This is a genomic window from Rhodobium gokarnense, from assembly GCF_025961475.1.
Taxonomy (GTDB): Bacteria; Pseudomonadota; Alphaproteobacteria; order Rhizobiales; family Rhodobiaceae; genus Rhodobium; species Rhodobium gokarnense.
Window position 1 is genome coordinate 69755 of record NZ_JAOQNS010000001.1, and the last position, 14667, is coordinate 84421.

19 protein-coding genes are annotated in these 14667 nt (G+C 65.3%); 6 read left to right on the forward strand and 13 right to left on the reverse strand.

Annotated elements, in window-relative coordinates; translation table 11 throughout:
* Nucleotides 1–15: 15 nt before the first annotated feature.
* Nucleotides 16–549, reverse strand: coding sequence for a MarR family winged helix-turn-helix transcriptional regulator (locus M2319_RS00345; RefSeq protein ID WP_264599441.1), 534 nt, complete (start codon nt 547–549; stop codon nt 16–18).
* Between the two features lie 247 nt (nt 550–796).
* On the opposite strand from M2319_RS00345, the gene M2319_RS00350 reads away from it, so the two are divergent.
* Together M2319_RS00350 and M2319_RS00355 are read left to right on the forward strand one after the other, a co-directional pair.
* Nucleotides 797–1699, forward strand: a complete 903-nt coding sequence (locus M2319_RS00350) for a branched-chain amino acid aminotransferase (protein WP_264599442.1) — start codon at nt 797–799, stop codon at nt 1697–1699.
* Between the two features lie 220 nt (nt 1700–1919).
* Nucleotides 1920–2531 (forward strand): hypothetical protein, encoded by a 612-nt coding sequence (locus M2319_RS00355; protein WP_264599443.1) that lies wholly within the window; start codon nt 1920–1922, stop codon nt 2529–2531.
* A 64-nt stretch (nt 2532–2595) separates the two neighbouring features.
* On the opposite strand, the gene M2319_RS00360 is transcribed toward M2319_RS00355, so the two are convergent.
* Complete coding sequence (locus M2319_RS00360; RefSeq protein WP_264599444.1) at nt 2596–3456, reverse strand: LysR substrate-binding domain-containing protein; 861 nt, start codon at nt 3454–3456, stop codon at nt 2596–2598.
* A 107-nt stretch (nt 3457–3563) separates the two neighbouring features.
* Between M2319_RS00360 and M2319_RS00365 the strand changes: the two genes are divergently transcribed.
* Together M2319_RS00365 and M2319_RS00370 are read left to right on the forward strand one after the other, a co-directional pair.
* A complete protein-coding gene (locus M2319_RS00365) occupies nt 3564–3998 on the forward strand; it encodes a tautomerase family protein (protein ID WP_264599445.1) in 435 nt (144 codons plus the stop codon).
* 79 nt (nt 3999–4077) lie between these two features.
* Nucleotides 4078–4701 carry a LysE family translocator gene (locus M2319_RS00370; protein ID WP_264599446.1) on the forward strand — a complete coding sequence of 208 codons (624 nt, stop codon included), beginning with the start codon at nt 4078–4080 and terminating at the stop codon, nt 4699–4701.
* Nucleotides 4702–4858: 157 nt separating this feature from the next.
* Here the strand turns inward: M2319_RS00370 and M2319_RS00375 are convergent, their stop codons facing one another.
* From M2319_RS00375 to pgsA, 3 genes are read right to left on the reverse strand one after another with little or no spacing between them, the layout of a single operon-like run.
* On the reverse strand, nt 4859–5317 hold the full coding sequence (locus tag M2319_RS00375) for a molybdenum cofactor biosynthesis protein MoaE (RefSeq protein ID WP_264599447.1): 459 nt from the start codon (nt 5315–5317) through the stop codon (nt 4859–4861).
* 6 nt (nt 5318–5323) lie between these two features.
* Nucleotides 5324–5575 carry a molybdopterin converting factor subunit 1 gene (gene moaD, locus M2319_RS00380; protein ID WP_264599448.1) on the reverse strand — a complete coding sequence of 84 codons (252 nt, stop codon included), beginning with the start codon at nt 5573–5575 and terminating at the stop codon, nt 5324–5326.
* Nucleotides 5572–6165, reverse strand: coding sequence for a CDP-diacylglycerol--glycerol-3-phosphate 3-phosphatidyltransferase (gene pgsA, locus M2319_RS00385; RefSeq protein ID WP_264599449.1), 594 nt, complete (start codon nt 6163–6165; stop codon nt 5572–5574). The genes moaD and pgsA overlap by 4 nt, the downstream gene beginning before the upstream one ends.
* A gap of 418 nt (nt 6166–6583) precedes the next feature.
* Here pgsA and M2319_RS00390 point away from each other — a divergent pair, with 418 nt between their 5' ends.
* Complete coding sequence (locus M2319_RS00390) at nt 6584–7114, forward strand: GNAT family N-acetyltransferase (protein WP_264599450.1); 531 nt, start codon at nt 6584–6586, stop codon at nt 7112–7114.
* Here the strand turns inward: M2319_RS00390 and M2319_RS00395 are convergent.
* From M2319_RS00395 to uvrC, 3 genes are read right to left on the reverse strand one after another with little or no spacing between them, the layout of a single operon-like run.
* The gene (locus M2319_RS00395; protein WP_264599451.1) at nt 7101–7487 is read right to left on the reverse strand and encodes a hypothetical protein; all 387 of its coding nucleotides are present in this window, start codon (nt 7485–7487) and stop codon (nt 7101–7103) included. The genes M2319_RS00390 and M2319_RS00395 overlap by 14 nt on opposite strands.
* 21 nt (nt 7488–7508) lie before the next feature.
* Nucleotides 7509–7898, reverse strand: a complete 390-nt coding sequence (locus M2319_RS00400) for a hypothetical protein (protein ID WP_264599452.1) — start codon at nt 7896–7898, stop codon at nt 7509–7511.
* A gap of 41 nt (nt 7899–7939) precedes the next feature.
* Nucleotides 7940–9865, reverse strand: a complete 1926-nt coding sequence (gene uvrC / locus M2319_RS00405) for an excinuclease ABC subunit UvrC (RefSeq protein ID WP_264599453.1) — start codon at nt 9863–9865, stop codon at nt 7940–7942.
* Between the two features lie 163 nt (nt 9866–10028).
* On the opposite strand from uvrC, the gene M2319_RS00410 reads away from it, so the two are divergent.
* On the forward strand, nt 10029–10259 hold the full coding sequence (locus M2319_RS00410; RefSeq protein WP_264599454.1) for an addiction module protein: 231 nt from the start codon (nt 10029–10031) through the stop codon (nt 10257–10259).
* Nucleotides 10260–10293: 34 nt separating this feature from the next.
* On the opposite strand, the gene M2319_RS00415 is transcribed toward M2319_RS00410, so the two are convergent.
* The 5 genes from M2319_RS00415 to M2319_RS00435 all read right to left on the reverse strand — a co-directional run bounded on the left by M2319_RS00415 (nt 10294) and on the right by M2319_RS00435 (nt 14667).
* Complete coding sequence (locus M2319_RS00415; protein WP_264599455.1) at nt 10294–10581, reverse strand: type II toxin-antitoxin system RelE/ParE family toxin; 288 nt, start codon at nt 10579–10581, stop codon at nt 10294–10296.
* Nucleotides 10571–10792, reverse strand: a complete 222-nt coding sequence (locus M2319_RS00420) for a hypothetical protein (RefSeq protein WP_264599456.1) — start codon at nt 10790–10792, stop codon at nt 10571–10573. The genes M2319_RS00415 and M2319_RS00420 overlap by 11 nt, the downstream gene beginning before the upstream one ends.
* Nucleotides 10793–10956: 164 nt before the next feature.
* Nucleotides 10957–13101 (reverse strand): methyl-accepting chemotaxis protein, encoded by a 2145-nt coding sequence (locus M2319_RS00425; RefSeq protein WP_264599457.1) that lies wholly within the window; start codon nt 13099–13101, stop codon nt 10957–10959.
* A 253-nt stretch (nt 13102–13354) separates the two neighbouring features.
* A complete protein-coding gene (locus tag M2319_RS00430) occupies nt 13355–13720 on the reverse strand; it encodes a dihydroneopterin aldolase (protein WP_264599458.1) in 366 nt (121 codons plus the stop codon).
* 161 nt (nt 13721–13881) lie between these two features.
* Complete coding sequence (locus M2319_RS00435; RefSeq protein ID WP_264599459.1) at nt 13882–14667, reverse strand: SDR family NAD(P)-dependent oxidoreductase; 786 nt, start codon at nt 14665–14667, stop codon at nt 13882–13884.

Consider the following 14667-nt stretch of genomic DNA (forward strand, 5'->3'; position numbering starts at 1 on the left):
CGGATGCAGCGCGTTCTAGCGTTTCGCCGTCAGCCGCCGGACCTCGGCGCGTTCGGTGTCGTTGACGAGTTGCAGGAGGAAGTCGCGGGCGGCGGCCTCGCTCCCGGCCGGGAGTTTCTCTAGTGCGGCAAGAATACGGTGCGATTGCGGCGCGGCAAGGCGGATCGCCAGCTCGTGGCCGGCCGTCGTCGCGAAGAGGAGGCGCTGGCGGCGGTCGAAGGACCCGGTCTGCTGCTCGATGAAGCCGCTTTCCACGAGCTGCTTCAGGACCCGGCCGAGGCTCTGCTTGGTGATCTTCAGGATATCGAGGAGCTCGGTGACGGTGATGCCGGGATTCCGGTTGACGAAATGCAGCACCCGGTGATGGGCGCGCCCGAAGCCGTATTCGGCAAGGATGGTGTCCGGATCGCTGACGAAGTCGCGATAGGCAAAGAACAAAAGTTCGATCAGTTCGAAGTCGAGATCGGGTTCGCGGACGCCGTCGGCGGCGCCGGCGCCATCCTGTCCAGCCGTGCGTATTTTCGCGGAGGAAGAATTTATGTCAGCCATATTGACTTATTTCGTGCCGATTGTTACCCATATGCCCGTCGAAACGAAATGATCGGTCGCAAGGCCCCATTTCGAGGCATACGAACTTGCGTGGCAGGTCCGTTCCCGGCGGTGTGCACGATATCGATTGTTTTATCGCGACGCAAAAGCCACCGGCCCCTTTCCCGGGGGACAACCCGGCGGCCCGCGGACGGTCGGCGACGCAGCAACAAGAAAGGCGCGAGAGCAAGCGCCAGTGGAGAAAATTATGGCGGGAATTCCTTTCGATCAGCGCGATGGCGAGATCTGGTATGACGGGGCCTATGTCCCCTGGGCCGACGCCAAGGTGCATGTGCTGACGCACGGGCTGCATTACGCCAGCGCCGTGTTCGAAGGTGAGCGGGCCTATGGCGGCGCCATCTTCAAGCTGGAAGAGCACACTGACCGGTTGATCGAGTCGGCCCGCGTACTCGGCTTTTCGATTCCCTATTCGGCCGAGGTGATCAACAACGCCTGCAACGACCTGCTGGTCCGGGCGAACCTCTCCGACGCCTATGTGCGGCCGATCTCCTGGCGCGGCAGCGAGATGATGGGCGTGTCGGCGCAGGCCAACACCATCCATCTGGCGATCGCGGTGTGGCCGTGGCCGAGCTACTTCAAGCCGGAAGAGCGGCTGAAGGGCATCCGCCTCGACATCGCTGAATATTGCCGGCCGGATCCGCGCACGGCGCCGTCGAAGTCGAAGGCGGCCGGGCTCTACATGATCTGCACGATCTCCAAGCACGCGGCCGAGGCCAAGGGCTATGCCGATGCCCTGATGCTCGACTGGCGCGGCCAGGTCGCCGAGGCGACCGGCGCCAACGTGTTCTTCGTCAAGGACGGCGTCATCCATACGCCGAAGCCGGACTGCTTCCTCGACGGTATCACGCGGCGCACGGTCATCGGCCTTGCGAAGGCGCGCGGCATCGAGGTGGTGGAGCGGGCGATCATGCCGGAGGAGATGGCAAGCTTCGAGCAGTGCTTCCTGACCGGCACGGCGGCCGAGGTCACCCCGGTCTCCGAGATCGGCCCCTACAGCTTTGCCGTCGGCGACATCACCAAGACGCTGATGGAAGACTACATGGCGGCGGTGCTGCCGCAGGAGCCGGCAAAGGTCGCCGCGGTCGGCTGAGCCGGCGCGTTACCTCCTGAAATTATCAGCGGCCGGGAGAGCGATCTCCCGGCCGTTTTGCGTGCGTGGCTCGGCGGGGCGCAACGGGCCGAGTTGTCCGTGTGGCGGGATTGCGCGCGCAAAACGAGATGCTTCGTAGAATTAAAATGTTTGATTGTCGGTAATATTTTATGCAATTGATTACCAGTATCAAAAATCGGAAGCAAAACAGGAGGGGACAATGAGGGCATTTCTGGCATCGGCAATCGGGGCTTTGTGTTTGTCGGCGGTCGCGGCGGCGCCGGGTCTTGCGAAGGAATCGACGCACCAGCGCCATATCGTCCAGGTGAACTGCGATCACAGCAAGATCGACAACGAAGAGACCAAGAACACGGTCACGGTCGAATTCTGGCGCGACGACCTGAAGCTCTACGAGACGACCGCTAATTACGCCACCGAAACCGCCATAGTCTGGAGCGCCTTCAAAGCCATTTTCAAATATCCGGAATTCACGGAGGGCCCGCCGAAATGCGATTCCAATCAATGGGCCGTCTACATTTCCGATCCCAACCAGTTCCCCGCCGGCGGCGGCTACGAAGCGGGCAAGGAGCGCAATCCGACCCATTTCATCATGCGCACCAGCGGCAAGGATGGCTTCTTCATGGACGAGGTCGAATACCACGACGAGGAAAACAAGGGGAACCGGGTCGACTTCGGTGCCTCCAACGGCAAGGGCTATTGCCTGTCGAAGGACAGCGGCGACGCCAAGCGGAGCTGGAAGAAATACGTCGACGGCTGCTATCCGGCGCTGAAATTCGTCCTGAAGAGCGGCAAGGTCTATCCCGCGGACTGACCGGGACCGGCTTTCAAGGATGGACATGACATGGCCGGCCGGGGGAGCGATCCCCTGGCCGCTGTCATGTCCGCCGGTCGGGCAGGTCTTCGGCAAGGGCCGCGCCGAGGCGCCGGGCGGCGTCGCCGGCGTCTGGCCGCATGCGGATGGAATATTCCGCCTTCGGCAAGGCCGGCAGGTCGAGGGAGGCGGGCGCGGGCGCAAGATCCCCTGCGGCCCAGCGCGGCGTGCGGGCGGTGACGGCAACGCCCGCCGCGACGGCGGCGAGGCAGCCGGCCAGCGACGGGCTGGTGGCGGCGATCCGGTAGCTGCGGTTCGCCGCATCGAGCGCCGAAAGGGCCGCGGCCCGGAACGCGCAGGGCGGATCGATCAGGGCGAGCGGCAGGTCTTTCTGGTCCGCGGCCGCGAGGCCGCCCGGCGCGGCGAGCCAGCACATCGGTTCGGCAAAGACGGCGACCTCGTCGGGCTCCACGGCGTTTCTCAAGACGACCAGGAGGTCGACCTGGCCGCTCCGGTAGGCCTCGGAAAGATCGGCCGTGCCGCCGACGCGCAGGTCGAGCCGCACGCGCGGGTGGGTGCGGGCGAAGCGGGAGAGCACCTCCGTCAGGGGGCCCCTGGCAAAATCCTGGGTGATGCCAAGGCCGACCCGGCCGTCGACGGCGGCGCCGGCAACGCTCATCAGCGCCTCGCGGTTGGCAGCGAGGATACGCCGCGCATGGGCGACGAGGCGCGATCCGGCATCGGTCAGCACCTTGCGCCTTCCGTCGTCCCTCAGCAGCGGCACGCCGGCCGCCGCCTCCAGCCGCTGCATCTGGGCGGTGACGGCAGATGGCGTGCGGCCGACAATATCGGCGGCTCGGGCGAGCGTGCCGGCATCGGCAAAGGCGACGAGGGCCTGCAGCAGGGTCGGATCGAACGGCTTCATGATTCAATACTATCGAATCTTTTATGAAGAACAATTCGATTTTATCAAATCAATTCGTCGCGCATGGTCAGGGCATCGCTTCTCCTCACTGCAAGGAAATTTGTCCCATGCCGCTGCTGACGCTTTCCCTTTCCGCCGCGCCGGACCGCACCCGCGCCGGCAAGGCCGCCCGGATCCTCACCGATCTCACCGCCCGCCATCTCGGCAAGGCGCCGGAGGTCACCGCCGTCCTCGTCAACGAGCACGATCCCGCCCGCTGGTACATCGGCGCCCGGCCGCTCGCCGATGACGCCGGCGCGCGGGCCAGCTTCGCCCTCGACGTCAAGGTGACGGCCGGCACCAACACCAAGGCGGAGATCTCGGCCTATATCGATGCGGTGTTCGCTGCGATGGGCGCGCTCACCGGCGCGGTGCGCACGGAAAGCTACATCGTCGTCGACGAGGTCCCGGCGCCGAACTGGGGCTTCGGCGGACGAACCCAGGAGCACCGCTTCATCGCCGGCCGGCGGGTCGAGCCGGCCACCGAACTGACAGCGCCGTGAGCCCGATGGATATCTTGATAGGCGTGTCGCCGGAGCGCATAGTGCCGCGCGAAAAATGATCCCTGCCGGATGAGCCGCCATGAGCCCGGAATTCCTCGTCACCTCCTTCGTCGTCGTGCTGGCGCCGGGCACCGGCGTGCTCTTCACCCTGGCGATGGGGCTGTCGAAGGGGGTGAGGGCCAGCATTGCCGCCGCCTTCGGCTGCACGCTCGGCATCGTGCCGCATATGGCGGCGGCGATCCTCGGGCTGGCGGCGCTGCTGCATGCCAGCGCCACGGCCTTCCAGATGCTGAAGATCGCCGGAGTGATCTACCTGCTCTATCTCGCCTGGACGATGCTGAAGGAGCGCGGCGCGCTGTCCGTGCCGCCGGAGGAGGAGGCGCGCGAAGAGGCCGCGCGGCATGGCGGGATCGTCGTCAAGGCGATCCTCATCAACATCCTCAACCCGAAGCTCTCGATCTTCTTCCTCGCCTTCCTGCCGCAGTTCATCGATCCGGATGCCGCCGGCGCAACCGCGTCGATGGTGTTCCTCAGCGCCATCTTCATGGCGATGACCTTCGTCGTCTTCGTCGGTTACGGGGTTTTTGCGGCCACGGTGCGCCGCCACGTCATCTCAAGGCCATCGGTGATGGCCTGGATGCGGCGGGCATTCGCCGGCTCGTTCGTGCTGCTCGGGGGCCGGCTGTTGCTTGCGGAGCAGTAGGGGCGAGGGTGTTGCGGGTCGAACCGCTGTTCTGGATTGCTTCGCTGCGCTCGCAATGACGGATTTGCCAACAGTTTCAACGTCATTGCGAGGAGGCTGCTAGGTCGACGCGGCAATCGAGGGGGCGTTGGCGGTAGGAGGCCGACCTTGGAACTCCCTACTCCTCCCAGCGCAGCAGCGCGCTGTCGTCGGCGTCCTTGGCCTCGACCCAGCCGCCGGTCGTGCCGTCCTTCAGATGTTCCTTCTTCCAGAACGGTGCGCGGGTCTTCAGGTAATCCATCATAAATTCGGCCGCCTCGAAGGCGGCGCGGCGGTGGGAGGCGGCGGCGATGACCAGCACGATGGGGTCGCCCGGAGCGAGCTTGCCGTAGCGGTGGATGGCGGTCAGGCCGAGGAGCTCCCAGCGCGCTTCCGCCTTTGCCGCGACACGGCCGATCTCGTCCTCGGCCATGCCCGGATAGTGCTCCAGTTCCAAGGCCGAGAGCCGCCCGTCCTCGTCGCGGACATAGCCGGTGAAGCTGGCGAGCGCGCCGATATCGGCCCGGCCTTCGAGCAGCTTTTCGCTCTCGGCGGCAAGGTCGAAGGGCTCGGCCTGGATACGGATCGTAGCAGCCATTGAGGCTCAGCCGCCGGTCATCGGCGGGAACATGGCGATCTCGCGGGCGCCGGTGATCGCCGCCTCGTGCTCGACATGGACCCGGTCGACGGCGACGCGGATCAGTTCGGGCGCCTCGAAGGCGTATTCGAACTCCTCGCCGCGGCCTTTCAGCCAGGCGATCAGGTCGGCGACGGTGGCGACGTCGGCCGGCGGGTCGATTTCTTCCTCGGGCTTGCCGACGCGCTCACGGAGCCAGGCGAAATAGAGAAGCTTCACGATTCGTCCTCAAACAGGTGGCCGATACCGGCGCGGAAATAATCGTAGCCGGTATAAAGGGTAACGAGTGCCGCGCTCCACAGAAGCGTCAGGCCGATCAGCGTCGTGCCCGGCAGGTAGCGCTCGCCGGCGGGGCCGGCGAGAAGAAAGCCGATGGCGACGAGCTGCACCGTGGTCTTCCACTTGGCGAGCCGGGTGACGGGCACGCTGACCTTCAACTCGGCAAGATATTCGCGCAAGCCCGAGACCAGGATCTCGCGGCACAATATGACGATGGCGGCCCACAGCGACCAGCCCGCGATGGTACCATCGGCGGCCAGCAGCAACAGGCAGGCCGCGACCAGCAGCTTGTCGGCGATCGGATCGAGCATGCGGCCGATGGACGACTGCTGGTCCCAGGCACGGGCGAGGTAGCCGTCGAGGAAATCGGTGATGCTGGCGATCAGGAACAGGAACACCGCCGTCCAGCGGGCGGCGTCGCTGCCGGAGAATTTCCCCTCGCCGAAAAAGCAGACGACGACCATCGGGACCGCGGCGATGCGGCCATAGGTGAGGATATTCGGAAGGCTGTAGGCGTGTGATCGCGGCATGAGGCTCTGGGCGCGGCTTAAGGCTTGGGATGCTGCCTTTGCGGTGCGACAACACCATGCCCGGCTTTTCGGGTCAATGCGGGAACGCGACCGAAACGCGGCGGCAAGGTCGCGCAGGCGAAATCCCGCAACGGGTTTCTCGTTTGCCGGGTAAGCCTAAGGCCTGTTTGTGACAGCGCGGTTGCTGGGCCTGTTGGAAGGGGCATTGACCGCAACCGTGGTGTCCTTGGACAAGCCTCGCATTCCAAATCCTCCATGCATTTGGACGCGAAGGTCGTCAATGCCCGTTGGGCCTTGCGGCAGGGGTGGGCTTGTCCGTTATCGGGTGTCGGCGGATGCGCGCGGGCTCTACAATCGCGGCGTCAGGGATGAAGGCGTATCGGGGGATCATATGGCGGAAGGTTCGGGTCGGTCGGGAATGGCTATCGGCTATGGCTGGGTGCCGGGCATCGTCGGCGAGATCGTCCGCGCCCATGCCGTCTACTATGCGCGGGAATGGGATTTCGGGCCGGTGTTCGAGGCGAAGGTCGCAGGCGGGCTGGCCGCGTTCCTGGAGCGCTACGACCCTGTTCGCGACCGGCTGGTGCACGCCCATGGCGGGGACACCTTTCTCGGCTCCGTCGCCATCGACGGCAGCGATCCGGAGCTGGCTCCGGGGAGGGCGCATCTGCGCTGGTTCGTCGTCACGGACGCTGCGCGCGGCCGCGGGCTCGGGCGCCGGCTGATGGACGAGGCCGTCCGGTTCGTCAGATCCTCGGGCGCCACCTCCTGCTATCTCGACACCTTTGCGGGGCTCGATGCCGCCCGGCATCTCTACGAAGCCGCAGGCTTCCGTCTGACCGAGGAGCACGAGGCGACGAGCTGGGGCACGCCGGTCACCGAGCAGCGCTTCGTGCTGGATGTTGGCGCTACTGCCGTCGATACCCCTCCATCGCTTACTCGCGATTGACGTTCCACATCAGGCAGGAATTGGTGCGGTAGCTGCCGTCGTCGCCCCGTTTTGCCGCGATCAACGGGCCGTAATTGCTCTCTCCGAAATCGACGCCGCAGGTCGCCGACTGCCGGTTGGTGACGATCCGCACGGTGCCGCCGACCTCGCCCTTGACGACGCGGTCGACGCGGAACGTGGTCTCGCGCTTGCGGCCGCCGACGAGGCGCGCATCAGTGACCTCGCCCTCAAAGACGATGTCGGCAGCGGCCATGGCGTCGGCCTGGCTGACGCGGCGGCAGGAGCAGGCGTCGGCCTTAAGAGTGGTCGCGGCGAGCATCGATGTGGCGACAAGGCCGGAAAGGAGGATCGCATTGATTTTGCCGTTGCGCATGGCCGTCTCCTGATGTCGCCGCTACTGCTTGCGGGAGATGTTCAGCATGATGCAGCTATTGGTGATCAGCCGGCCCTTGTCGTCAAGAAAGGCGGCGACGGTGAACGGGCCTGTGCCGGGCTTGAAGCGCACGGCGCAGACCGAGGGCGGGATGGAAATCTCCGCGCCGTTGGCGTCGCCCTGCCGGCCCTTCAGCCATTTGTCGACGGCAAAGATCGTGGTCTCCCATTGAACGCCGTCCTCGTCGGCCTTGGAGACCTTGGTCGGCTTGCCCACGAAGACCACGTCGGCCTCCTTCAGGATCGTCTCGCGCGGCTCCTTCAGGCAGATGCAGCCGCCGCCCTGGGCCATGGCCGGGCCGGCCGGCACAAGGGCAAGGACGACAAGCGCCAGAATGAGGCGGTGGACCATGGCAGCCGAAACACCAGGAAACGGATGACGCCTTGCCTAGCCTATCCGGCGCCCTCATGGAAGAAGTCGTAGACGATCTGGGCGATGCTTTCGGAGATGCCGGGCACGGCCCGCAGATCGTCGATGCCGGCGCGGCTGACCGCCTTGGCAGTGCCGAAATGGCGCAGCAGCGCGCGCTTGCGGCCGGGGCCGACGCCGCGGATTTCGTCGAGCGGGTTCTTGGTCAGGTCCTTCTTGCGCCGGGCCCGGTGCGAGCCGATGGCGAAGCGGTGGGCCTCGTCGCGCAGGCGCTGGATGAAATAGAGCACCGGATCGCGGGTCGGCAGCATGAAGCTGTCGCGCTCCGGCAGATAAAAGGTCTCGCGGCCCGCATTGCGCTCCGGGCCCTTGGCGACGCCGACCAGCGGCAGATCCTCGATGCCGAGTTCGGCGAGCGTCTCGCGCACCGCATTGAGCTGGCCACGGCCGCCGTCGATCAGGACGAGATCCGGCCACGCGCCGACGGTGTCGCGGTCTTCCTCGCCATCTCCGTTGCCGCCGCGCGGGCCGGCCTCCTTCAGCAGGCGCGAGAAACGGCGCGTCATCACCTCGCGCATCATGCCGAAGTCGTCGCCCGGCGTGATGTCGTCCGACTTGATGTTGAATTTTCGATATTGCCCCTTCACGAATCCTTCCGGCCCGGCGACGATCATGCCGCCGACGGCATTGGTGCCCATGATGTGGGAGTTGTCGTAGACCTCGATGCGCCGGGGCATGGCCTCAAGGCCGAAGACCTCGCCGACGCCTTCCAGCAGCCGCGCCTGGGACGAGGATTCCGCGAGCCGGCGGCCGAGCGCCTCGCGGGCGTTGGCATGGGCGTGGTCGACCAGCTCCTTCTTCTCGCCGCGCTGGGGCACGGAGATTTCCACCTTGCGGCCGGTCTTTTCGGTGAGGGCCGTTGCCAGAAGCTCGCGCTCGGCGAAATCGTGGGAGAGAAGGATCTGCTTCGGGCAGGGCTTGTCGTCGTAGAACTGTGCGAGAAAACTCTCCAGCACCGCGTCGGCCTCAAGGGTCTTGTCGGCCTTGGGGTAGTAGCAGCGGTTGCCCCAGTTCTGGCCGGTGCGGAAGAAGAACACTTCTATTGCCGTCTGGCCGCCCTCCTGGTGCAGCGCGAAGACGTCGGCCTCGCTGACGGTCTGCGGGTTGATGCCCTGGTGCGACTGGACGTGGGAGAGGGCCGCCAGGCGGTCGCGGTAGACGGCGGCCTGCTCGAAGTCGAGCCGGTCCGAGGCCGTCTCCATGGCGCTGGCTAATTCCGCCTTCACCGTCTTGCTCTTGCCGGAGAGGAACGCCGTGGCCTCCTTCACCAGGCGGTCGTAGCCTTCGGCGTCGATCTCGCCGGTGCAGGGGCCGGCGCAGCGCTTGATCTGGTAGAGCAGGCACGGCCGGGTGCGGCTGTCATAGACCGCATCGGAGCAGCTTCGGATCAGGAACGCCTTCTGCAGCGCGTTGATGGTGCGGTTGACGGCGCCGGCCGAGGCGAAGGGGCCGAAATACTTGCCCTTCCGCTTCTGGGCGCCGCGATGCTTGACGATCTGCGCGGCCTCGTGGTCGCCGGTGAGGAGGATATAGGGAAACGACTTGTCGTCGCGCAGGAGCACGTTGAAGCGCGGCCTGAGGCGCTTGATGAGGTTGGCCTCAAGCAGCAGCGCCTCGGTCTCGGTCCGCGTGGTGACGAACTCCATCGTCACCGTCGCCTGGATCATCCGGGCGATGCGGTTCGACTGGCCCGCGAGCTTGGTATAGCTCGTCACCCGCTTCTTCAGGTTCCGCGCCTTGCCCACATAGAGCACATCGCCGTCGCCATTGATCATCCGATAGACGCCCGGCGCATTCGGCAGGCGCTTCACGAAATCGGCGATCACCTCCACGCCGCGGGGGGCGGGGGCCTCGGTCTCTTGCGGCTGCTGTTCGGCTTGCTGGGTCACGTGGCTTTTGGTCTGGCGATTCGGTTCGGTGCTGTTGCTTGCCCCAGATATAGGACATTTCCGGCGCGAAGGAGGAGGGCGGCGGTGGAAGGCGTTTGGCGCGTCAACGTTCGAGCGGGAAAATCGGGCGCAATCGTGTGGGGCATTTGCTAAAATCACCACCATGAACGAGCGCCTCAAAAAACTGGTCGACGCGGCCAAGGAGCTTTCGCCCGAAGAGCGGGTGGAACTCGTCGAAGGCGTGCTCGAAAGCCTCGATGCGACGGACCCGCGCCTCGATGCCCTGTGGGCCGAAGAATCGAATGACCGGTTGACCGCGTATCGTCGCGGCGAGATCGCGTATGCTGATTTCGACGCCGTGGTCGCGAAACATCGGCGTCCCTCGGATCGGTGAAGCACGCTCGATTGCTTTTCACAGGCCTTCGCGCTTATTCCCAAGGGTCGGCGATCAGCGGTCCATAGATGATCCGCTCGACAACAATCATGCCGGCGTGGACGCGGTAGTAAATTATGTGGGTACCGTGAACGAAGCGGCGGCGATCACCCGTGCCCGGGTCTCGTGACCTCCCGATTTCCGGCAGGAATGCGATGAGCTCGAATATTCGCGTGAGCGATTCTTGGTATTTCTGCGCTTGTCGTTCGCCAAAGGTGAGAATGCCTTCGAGGAAAATATCCTCCAGGTCGACTGCAGCCCGTTCGGTTAGCCTATACGGCATTGGCCCGTTTAATGGCTTTCGCCCGAGCGCTTTCGAAAATCTGGTCGGCGGTCTTGCCGCTCGGCGGTGATTTGGCCCCGCGCTCGATCGCCTCTGCGATGAGCGCCTTGCGGTCCTCCTCGGAAAGCGCGCGCAGTTTTTCCAGATCCGCCGCCGTCGGTGCGGCGAGGGAAGACACCGTGATCCTGCCGTTCAGAAACGTCTCCGTCATCGCGCCATCCTAGCAGTTTTTTCCCACAGGGACATGTCTGCAGCGGCCGGCGCGTTGTTTGACGTTGATGTCTCGTTTCGAAAACCCAAAAAAACGGCGGAGCACTTTGGCTCCGCCGGGCAGTCGGGAGGAAGAACGGGCGGCGGGCACACCGCGGAAGTCGGTCAGGCGGCGGCGACGCCGTCTAGGAAGCGGTCGACGGCGACGCGCAGTTCCTCGGCCTGGTCGGCGGCGCTGCGCGAGGTGTCGGCGACGCTGTCGGCCGACTCGGAGGTCTTGGAGACGGCTGTGGTGACGCCGGAGACGTTGGCGGCGACCTCGCGGGTGCCGGCCGCGGCCTCCTGGACGTTGCGGGAGATGTCGCCGGTGGCGGCGCCCTGCTGCTCGACCGCGGCGGCAATGGCGCTGGTGTAGCCGTTGACCCGCTCCATGATTTCCGAAATCGACTGGATGGCGCCGACGGCCTCGTCGGTGGAGCCCTGGATCTCGCCGATCTGCTGGGCGATCTGCTCGGTCGCCTTGCTGGTCTGGGAGGCCAGCGTCTTCACCTCGGAGGCGACGACCGCAAAGCCCTTGCCCATCTCGCCCGCGCGTGCCGCCTCGATGGTGGCGTTGAGCGCCAGCAGATTGGTCTGGGCGGCGATGTCCTGGATCAGATTGACCACCTCGCCGATCCGCTGGGCCGCATCGGCAAGGCCGGAAATGCGCTCGTTGGCGGTGCGGGTGGTGGTGCTGGCCTCCTGGACGACGGCGGTCGTCTCGCCGACCTGGCGGGCGATCTCGGCAATCGAGGCGTCGAGCTCCTCGGCGGCGCTGGCCACCGTCTGGACGTTGACCGAGGCCTCCTCAGAGGACGCGGCGGCACCGGTCGCCTTCTCGGACGTCTCCTCGGCGACGGAGGACAGGACCCGGGCCGTTTCCTGCATGTCGCCCATGCGGCCGGAGAGCGCGCCGAGGATCGTCTGCGAGTGCTCGCGGAAATCGCCGATCAGCCCCTCGATCCGGGCCTGGCGTTCGGCGCGCTCGGCCTGCTCGACCTTGCGCGTGGCGCGGTTGCGTTCGCGTTCCACCGCGTTTTCCTTGAAGACGACGACGGCCTCGGACATCTCCCGGATCTCGTCCCTGGTCTCGTAGTCCGGCACCTCGACCTCAAGGTCGTTGTCGGCGAGCCGGCGCATGGTGCCGGCAATCCGGGTGATCTTGCGGGTGATGGAGCGCGCGGCCAGGAACGCGACCGCAAGGACGACGAGGAACAGGGGAATGCAGACCATCAGCAGCATGCGGCCAAGCGCGGTGACCGGCGCGGCCGCCTCGCCGCTGCCCTGCAGGGCGGCGAGCGCCCACTTGGTGCCATGGAAGGCGATCGGCGTTGCGACCGCGAGGAACTCCATGTCGCGATAGCCGTCGAGCGTCCCTTCGGACCGTTCGCCGGCAACCGCCTCGCTGATGACCGGACCCTCAAGCCGGGTCGTCAGAATGTCGTTGGTGTCGGCGGTCCGCGTGGAATCGTTGCGCATCAGGCCGTTGGGGCCGACCAGGACGGTCTCGCCGGTCTTGCCGAGGCCTTCCTGGTCGCCCAGGATCGCGTTGAGCTTGTCGATCGGCATCTGGAAAACGAGGACGCCGATGGTGTTGCCGTCGGCGACGATGGGCGCGGACAGGAACGCGGCCGGAGCGTCATTGCTCGGCGCATAGGGCCGGAAGTCGAAGAAGGTGACACCGTCCGCCGGCGCGCCGAAGCCGCTGCGGAAGGCATTTCCGAGGTCGGTGTCCTTCCAGGCGCCGGTGTTCAGGTTGGTCGCGTAGTCGAGTTCCTTGAACACCGTGTAGACGAGATTGCCCTCGGCATCGAACAGGAAGATGTCGTAGTAGCCGCGGGCGCGCAGGAACTTGCGGAACCAGGGGTGATAGGCCGCGTGGACGCCGTCATAGGAGGTCGTTCCGGCGCTGTCCAATTCGTCCTTCTTGCCGGTCGGGTGCGGATTGTCCTCGATATAGGCCTTCTGCAGGGCCGCCGTCTGGTCCGCAGCGATCTCCTGCCAGCCCTTGGCGAAGGCCTGCAGGGCGTCGATCGTCATCGGGCTTGCCGCCAGCGTCTTCAGATCCTCGTCGACGGCCTCAAGATAGTGGGTCAGCTCCGCCTTGCGCGAGCCGGCAACGGCGTCGAGCCGTTCCATCGTCATGTCGTGGGCGTTGGTCGAGGCAGCCCAATAGCTCGCCGTGCCGACGGCGACGGTGAGAATGAGGGCAGAGACCGCAACGAGGGCGGGAATCCGGAAAGCCAGACGCTGGAAGGATGTCGGTATCAACGCATATACTCCAGACCGAACGCAGGATTGCGCGTCTTTTTCCGGCAATATTGTTGTCGAACCCTTTAACAGACAGTTCAAATGCGCTTCTATTCGGATTCAAATTGAGAAAAACAGAATCTATACTATTTATACAAATATGGCTGGTGAATCTTTATTTAACGAGCACGCTTGCTGTCGCGCGCTGGCAACGGCGTTGAAACCCCGGGAGCTTGTCTTCGAGAGCCTGCCGCGTGCAATGGACGCCAATCCCTCAGCGCCGGGCGTCCATCCGGCAGCCGACCGACTTGCAGTCCGGATAGACGTCGAGCTTCCTCGTCGACACGGTGGCGGCCAGCACCTCGGGCCGCGAGAACAGCATCGCCAGGATGTCCCGGCAGAGCGTTTCCTGGAGGTTGTAGCGACGGCTCTCGACGAGGCCGTGGATGCCGCCCCGGATGAAGTCGTAGTCGAGCACGTGGTCGATCTCGTCGCCCCTGGTGCCGTCGACGACGGCGTCGACCTCGATATCGACGTTGATCAGCACCCGCTGGGGCGTGCCGATCTCGTGGTCGTGGATGCCGATGTCGATGGTGACCTCGAAGTCTTCCAGGAAGAGCATCACGCGGGGCGTGGTCATTTGTTATGTCTCACGGCTGTTCCTCGCTTGCGCTCGGGCCTCCGACGGGGCGGCGCAAAGGCGCCGGCGGGCGGTCGCCCTTGCGAGCCCTTCGGGCTCGGGTTTTCGCTCGCGGCCGAGCGCTCGCATTCGCTCGCTGGCCTGCGTGGGCTCGGGCGCGCTCATTTCTGCCGCTCGGTCATGAAGGCGACGTCGCGCTCCAGCTTCATCAGCTTCTGGCCGCCGTCGACGGTGATGATCTCGCCGTTGAGGGTGCGCGATTCCACGATGAAGCGCGCGGTGCGGCAGATGTCCTCCACCTCGATCGCCCGTTTCAAGGGGTTCATCGCCCTGGTCTCCTCAAAGTCGTCGTCGCTCTGGACGCCGGAGACGAAGGTGACGCCCGGGGCGATGCCGCAGACGCGGACATGGGGGGCAAGGGCCATGGCCATCAGCTCGGTCGCGCCCATCAGCCCGTATTTGGAGATCGAATAGGAGAAATAGTCCGGGTTGGGCGCGAACACCTTGTTGTCCAGCATGTTGACGATGACGCCTTCGCCGCCGCGCTCGCGGACCAGTTCGGCGAAGCGGCGCGACAGCAGGATCGGGGCGGCGGCATTGACGTGGAAATGCTTTTCCAGCGTTGCCGGCTCCGACGTCCAGGCCTCGTCATATTCGAACATGGAGGCGTTGTTGATGAGCGCGGTGAGCGGCGGGCTGTCTGCCACGAGCTTTTCGAAGAACGCGTCGTAGGCGGTAAAGTCGGTGAGGTCGAGGGCGAGGATACGGCCGTCGCCGCCGGCCTTCTTCACCTCTTCCAGCGTATCCGCGGCCTCGCCGAGCGAGGTGTTGACGTGGATGGTGACGAACCAGCCGGCCGCAGCGAAGGTCTTTGCGAAGGCCCGGCCCATGCGCTTGGCGGCGCCGGTGATCAGGATATGGCCGGGCGCCCTTGCGTCTTCTGCCAT

Excerpts from the sequence above, each read along its gene's own strand:
- M2319_RS00345 (WP_264599441.1), bottom strand. The coding sequence starts at position 549 with ATGGCTGACATAAATTCTTCCTCCGCGAAAATACGCACGGCTGGACAG.
- M2319_RS00350 (WP_264599442.1), top strand. The coding sequence starts at position 797 with ATGGCGGGAATTCCTTTCGATCAGCGCGATGGCGAGATCTGGTATGAC.
- M2319_RS00355 (WP_264599443.1), top strand. The coding sequence starts at position 1,920 with ATGAGGGCATTTCTGGCATCGGCAATCGGGGCTTTGTGTTTGTCGGCG.
- M2319_RS00360 (WP_264599444.1), bottom strand. The coding sequence starts at position 3,456 with ATGAAGCCGTTCGATCCGACCCTGCTGCAGGCCCTCGTCGCCTTTGCC.
- M2319_RS00365 (WP_264599445.1), top strand. The coding sequence starts at position 3,564 with ATGCCGCTGCTGACGCTTTCCCTTTCCGCCGCGCCGGACCGCACCCGC.
- M2319_RS00370 (WP_264599446.1), top strand. The coding sequence starts at position 4,078 with ATGAGCCCGGAATTCCTCGTCACCTCCTTCGTCGTCGTGCTGGCGCCG.
- M2319_RS00375 (WP_264599447.1), bottom strand. The coding sequence starts at position 5,317 with ATGGCTGCTACGATCCGTATCCAGGCCGAGCCCTTCGACCTTGCCGCC.
- pgsA (WP_264599449.1), bottom strand. The coding sequence starts at position 6,165 with ATGCCGCGATCACACGCCTACAGCCTTCCGAATATCCTCACCTATGGC.
- M2319_RS00390 (WP_264599450.1), top strand. The coding sequence starts at position 6,584 with ATGGCTATCGGCTATGGCTGGGTGCCGGGCATCGTCGGCGAGATCGTC.
- M2319_RS00395 (WP_264599451.1), bottom strand. The coding sequence starts at position 7,487 with ATGCGCAACGGCAAAATCAATGCGATCCTCCTTTCCGGCCTTGTCGCC.
- M2319_RS00400 (WP_264599452.1), bottom strand. The coding sequence starts at position 7,898 with ATGGTCCACCGCCTCATTCTGGCGCTTGTCGTCCTTGCCCTTGTGCCG.
- M2319_RS00410 (WP_264599454.1), top strand. The coding sequence starts at position 10,029 with ATGAACGAGCGCCTCAAAAAACTGGTCGACGCGGCCAAGGAGCTTTCG.
- M2319_RS00415 (WP_264599455.1), bottom strand. The coding sequence starts at position 10,581 with ATGCCGTATAGGCTAACCGAACGGGCTGCAGTCGACCTGGAGGATATT.
- M2319_RS00420 (WP_264599456.1), bottom strand. The coding sequence starts at position 10,792 with ATGACGGAGACGTTTCTGAACGGCAGGATCACGGTGTCTTCCCTCGCC.
- M2319_RS00430 (WP_264599458.1), bottom strand. The coding sequence starts at position 13,720 with ATGACCACGCCCCGCGTGATGCTCTTCCTGGAAGACTTCGAGGTCACC.
- M2319_RS00435 (WP_264599459.1), bottom strand. The coding sequence starts at position 14,667 with ATGGCAGAAGACGCAAGGGCGCCCGGCCATATCCTGATCACCGGCGCC.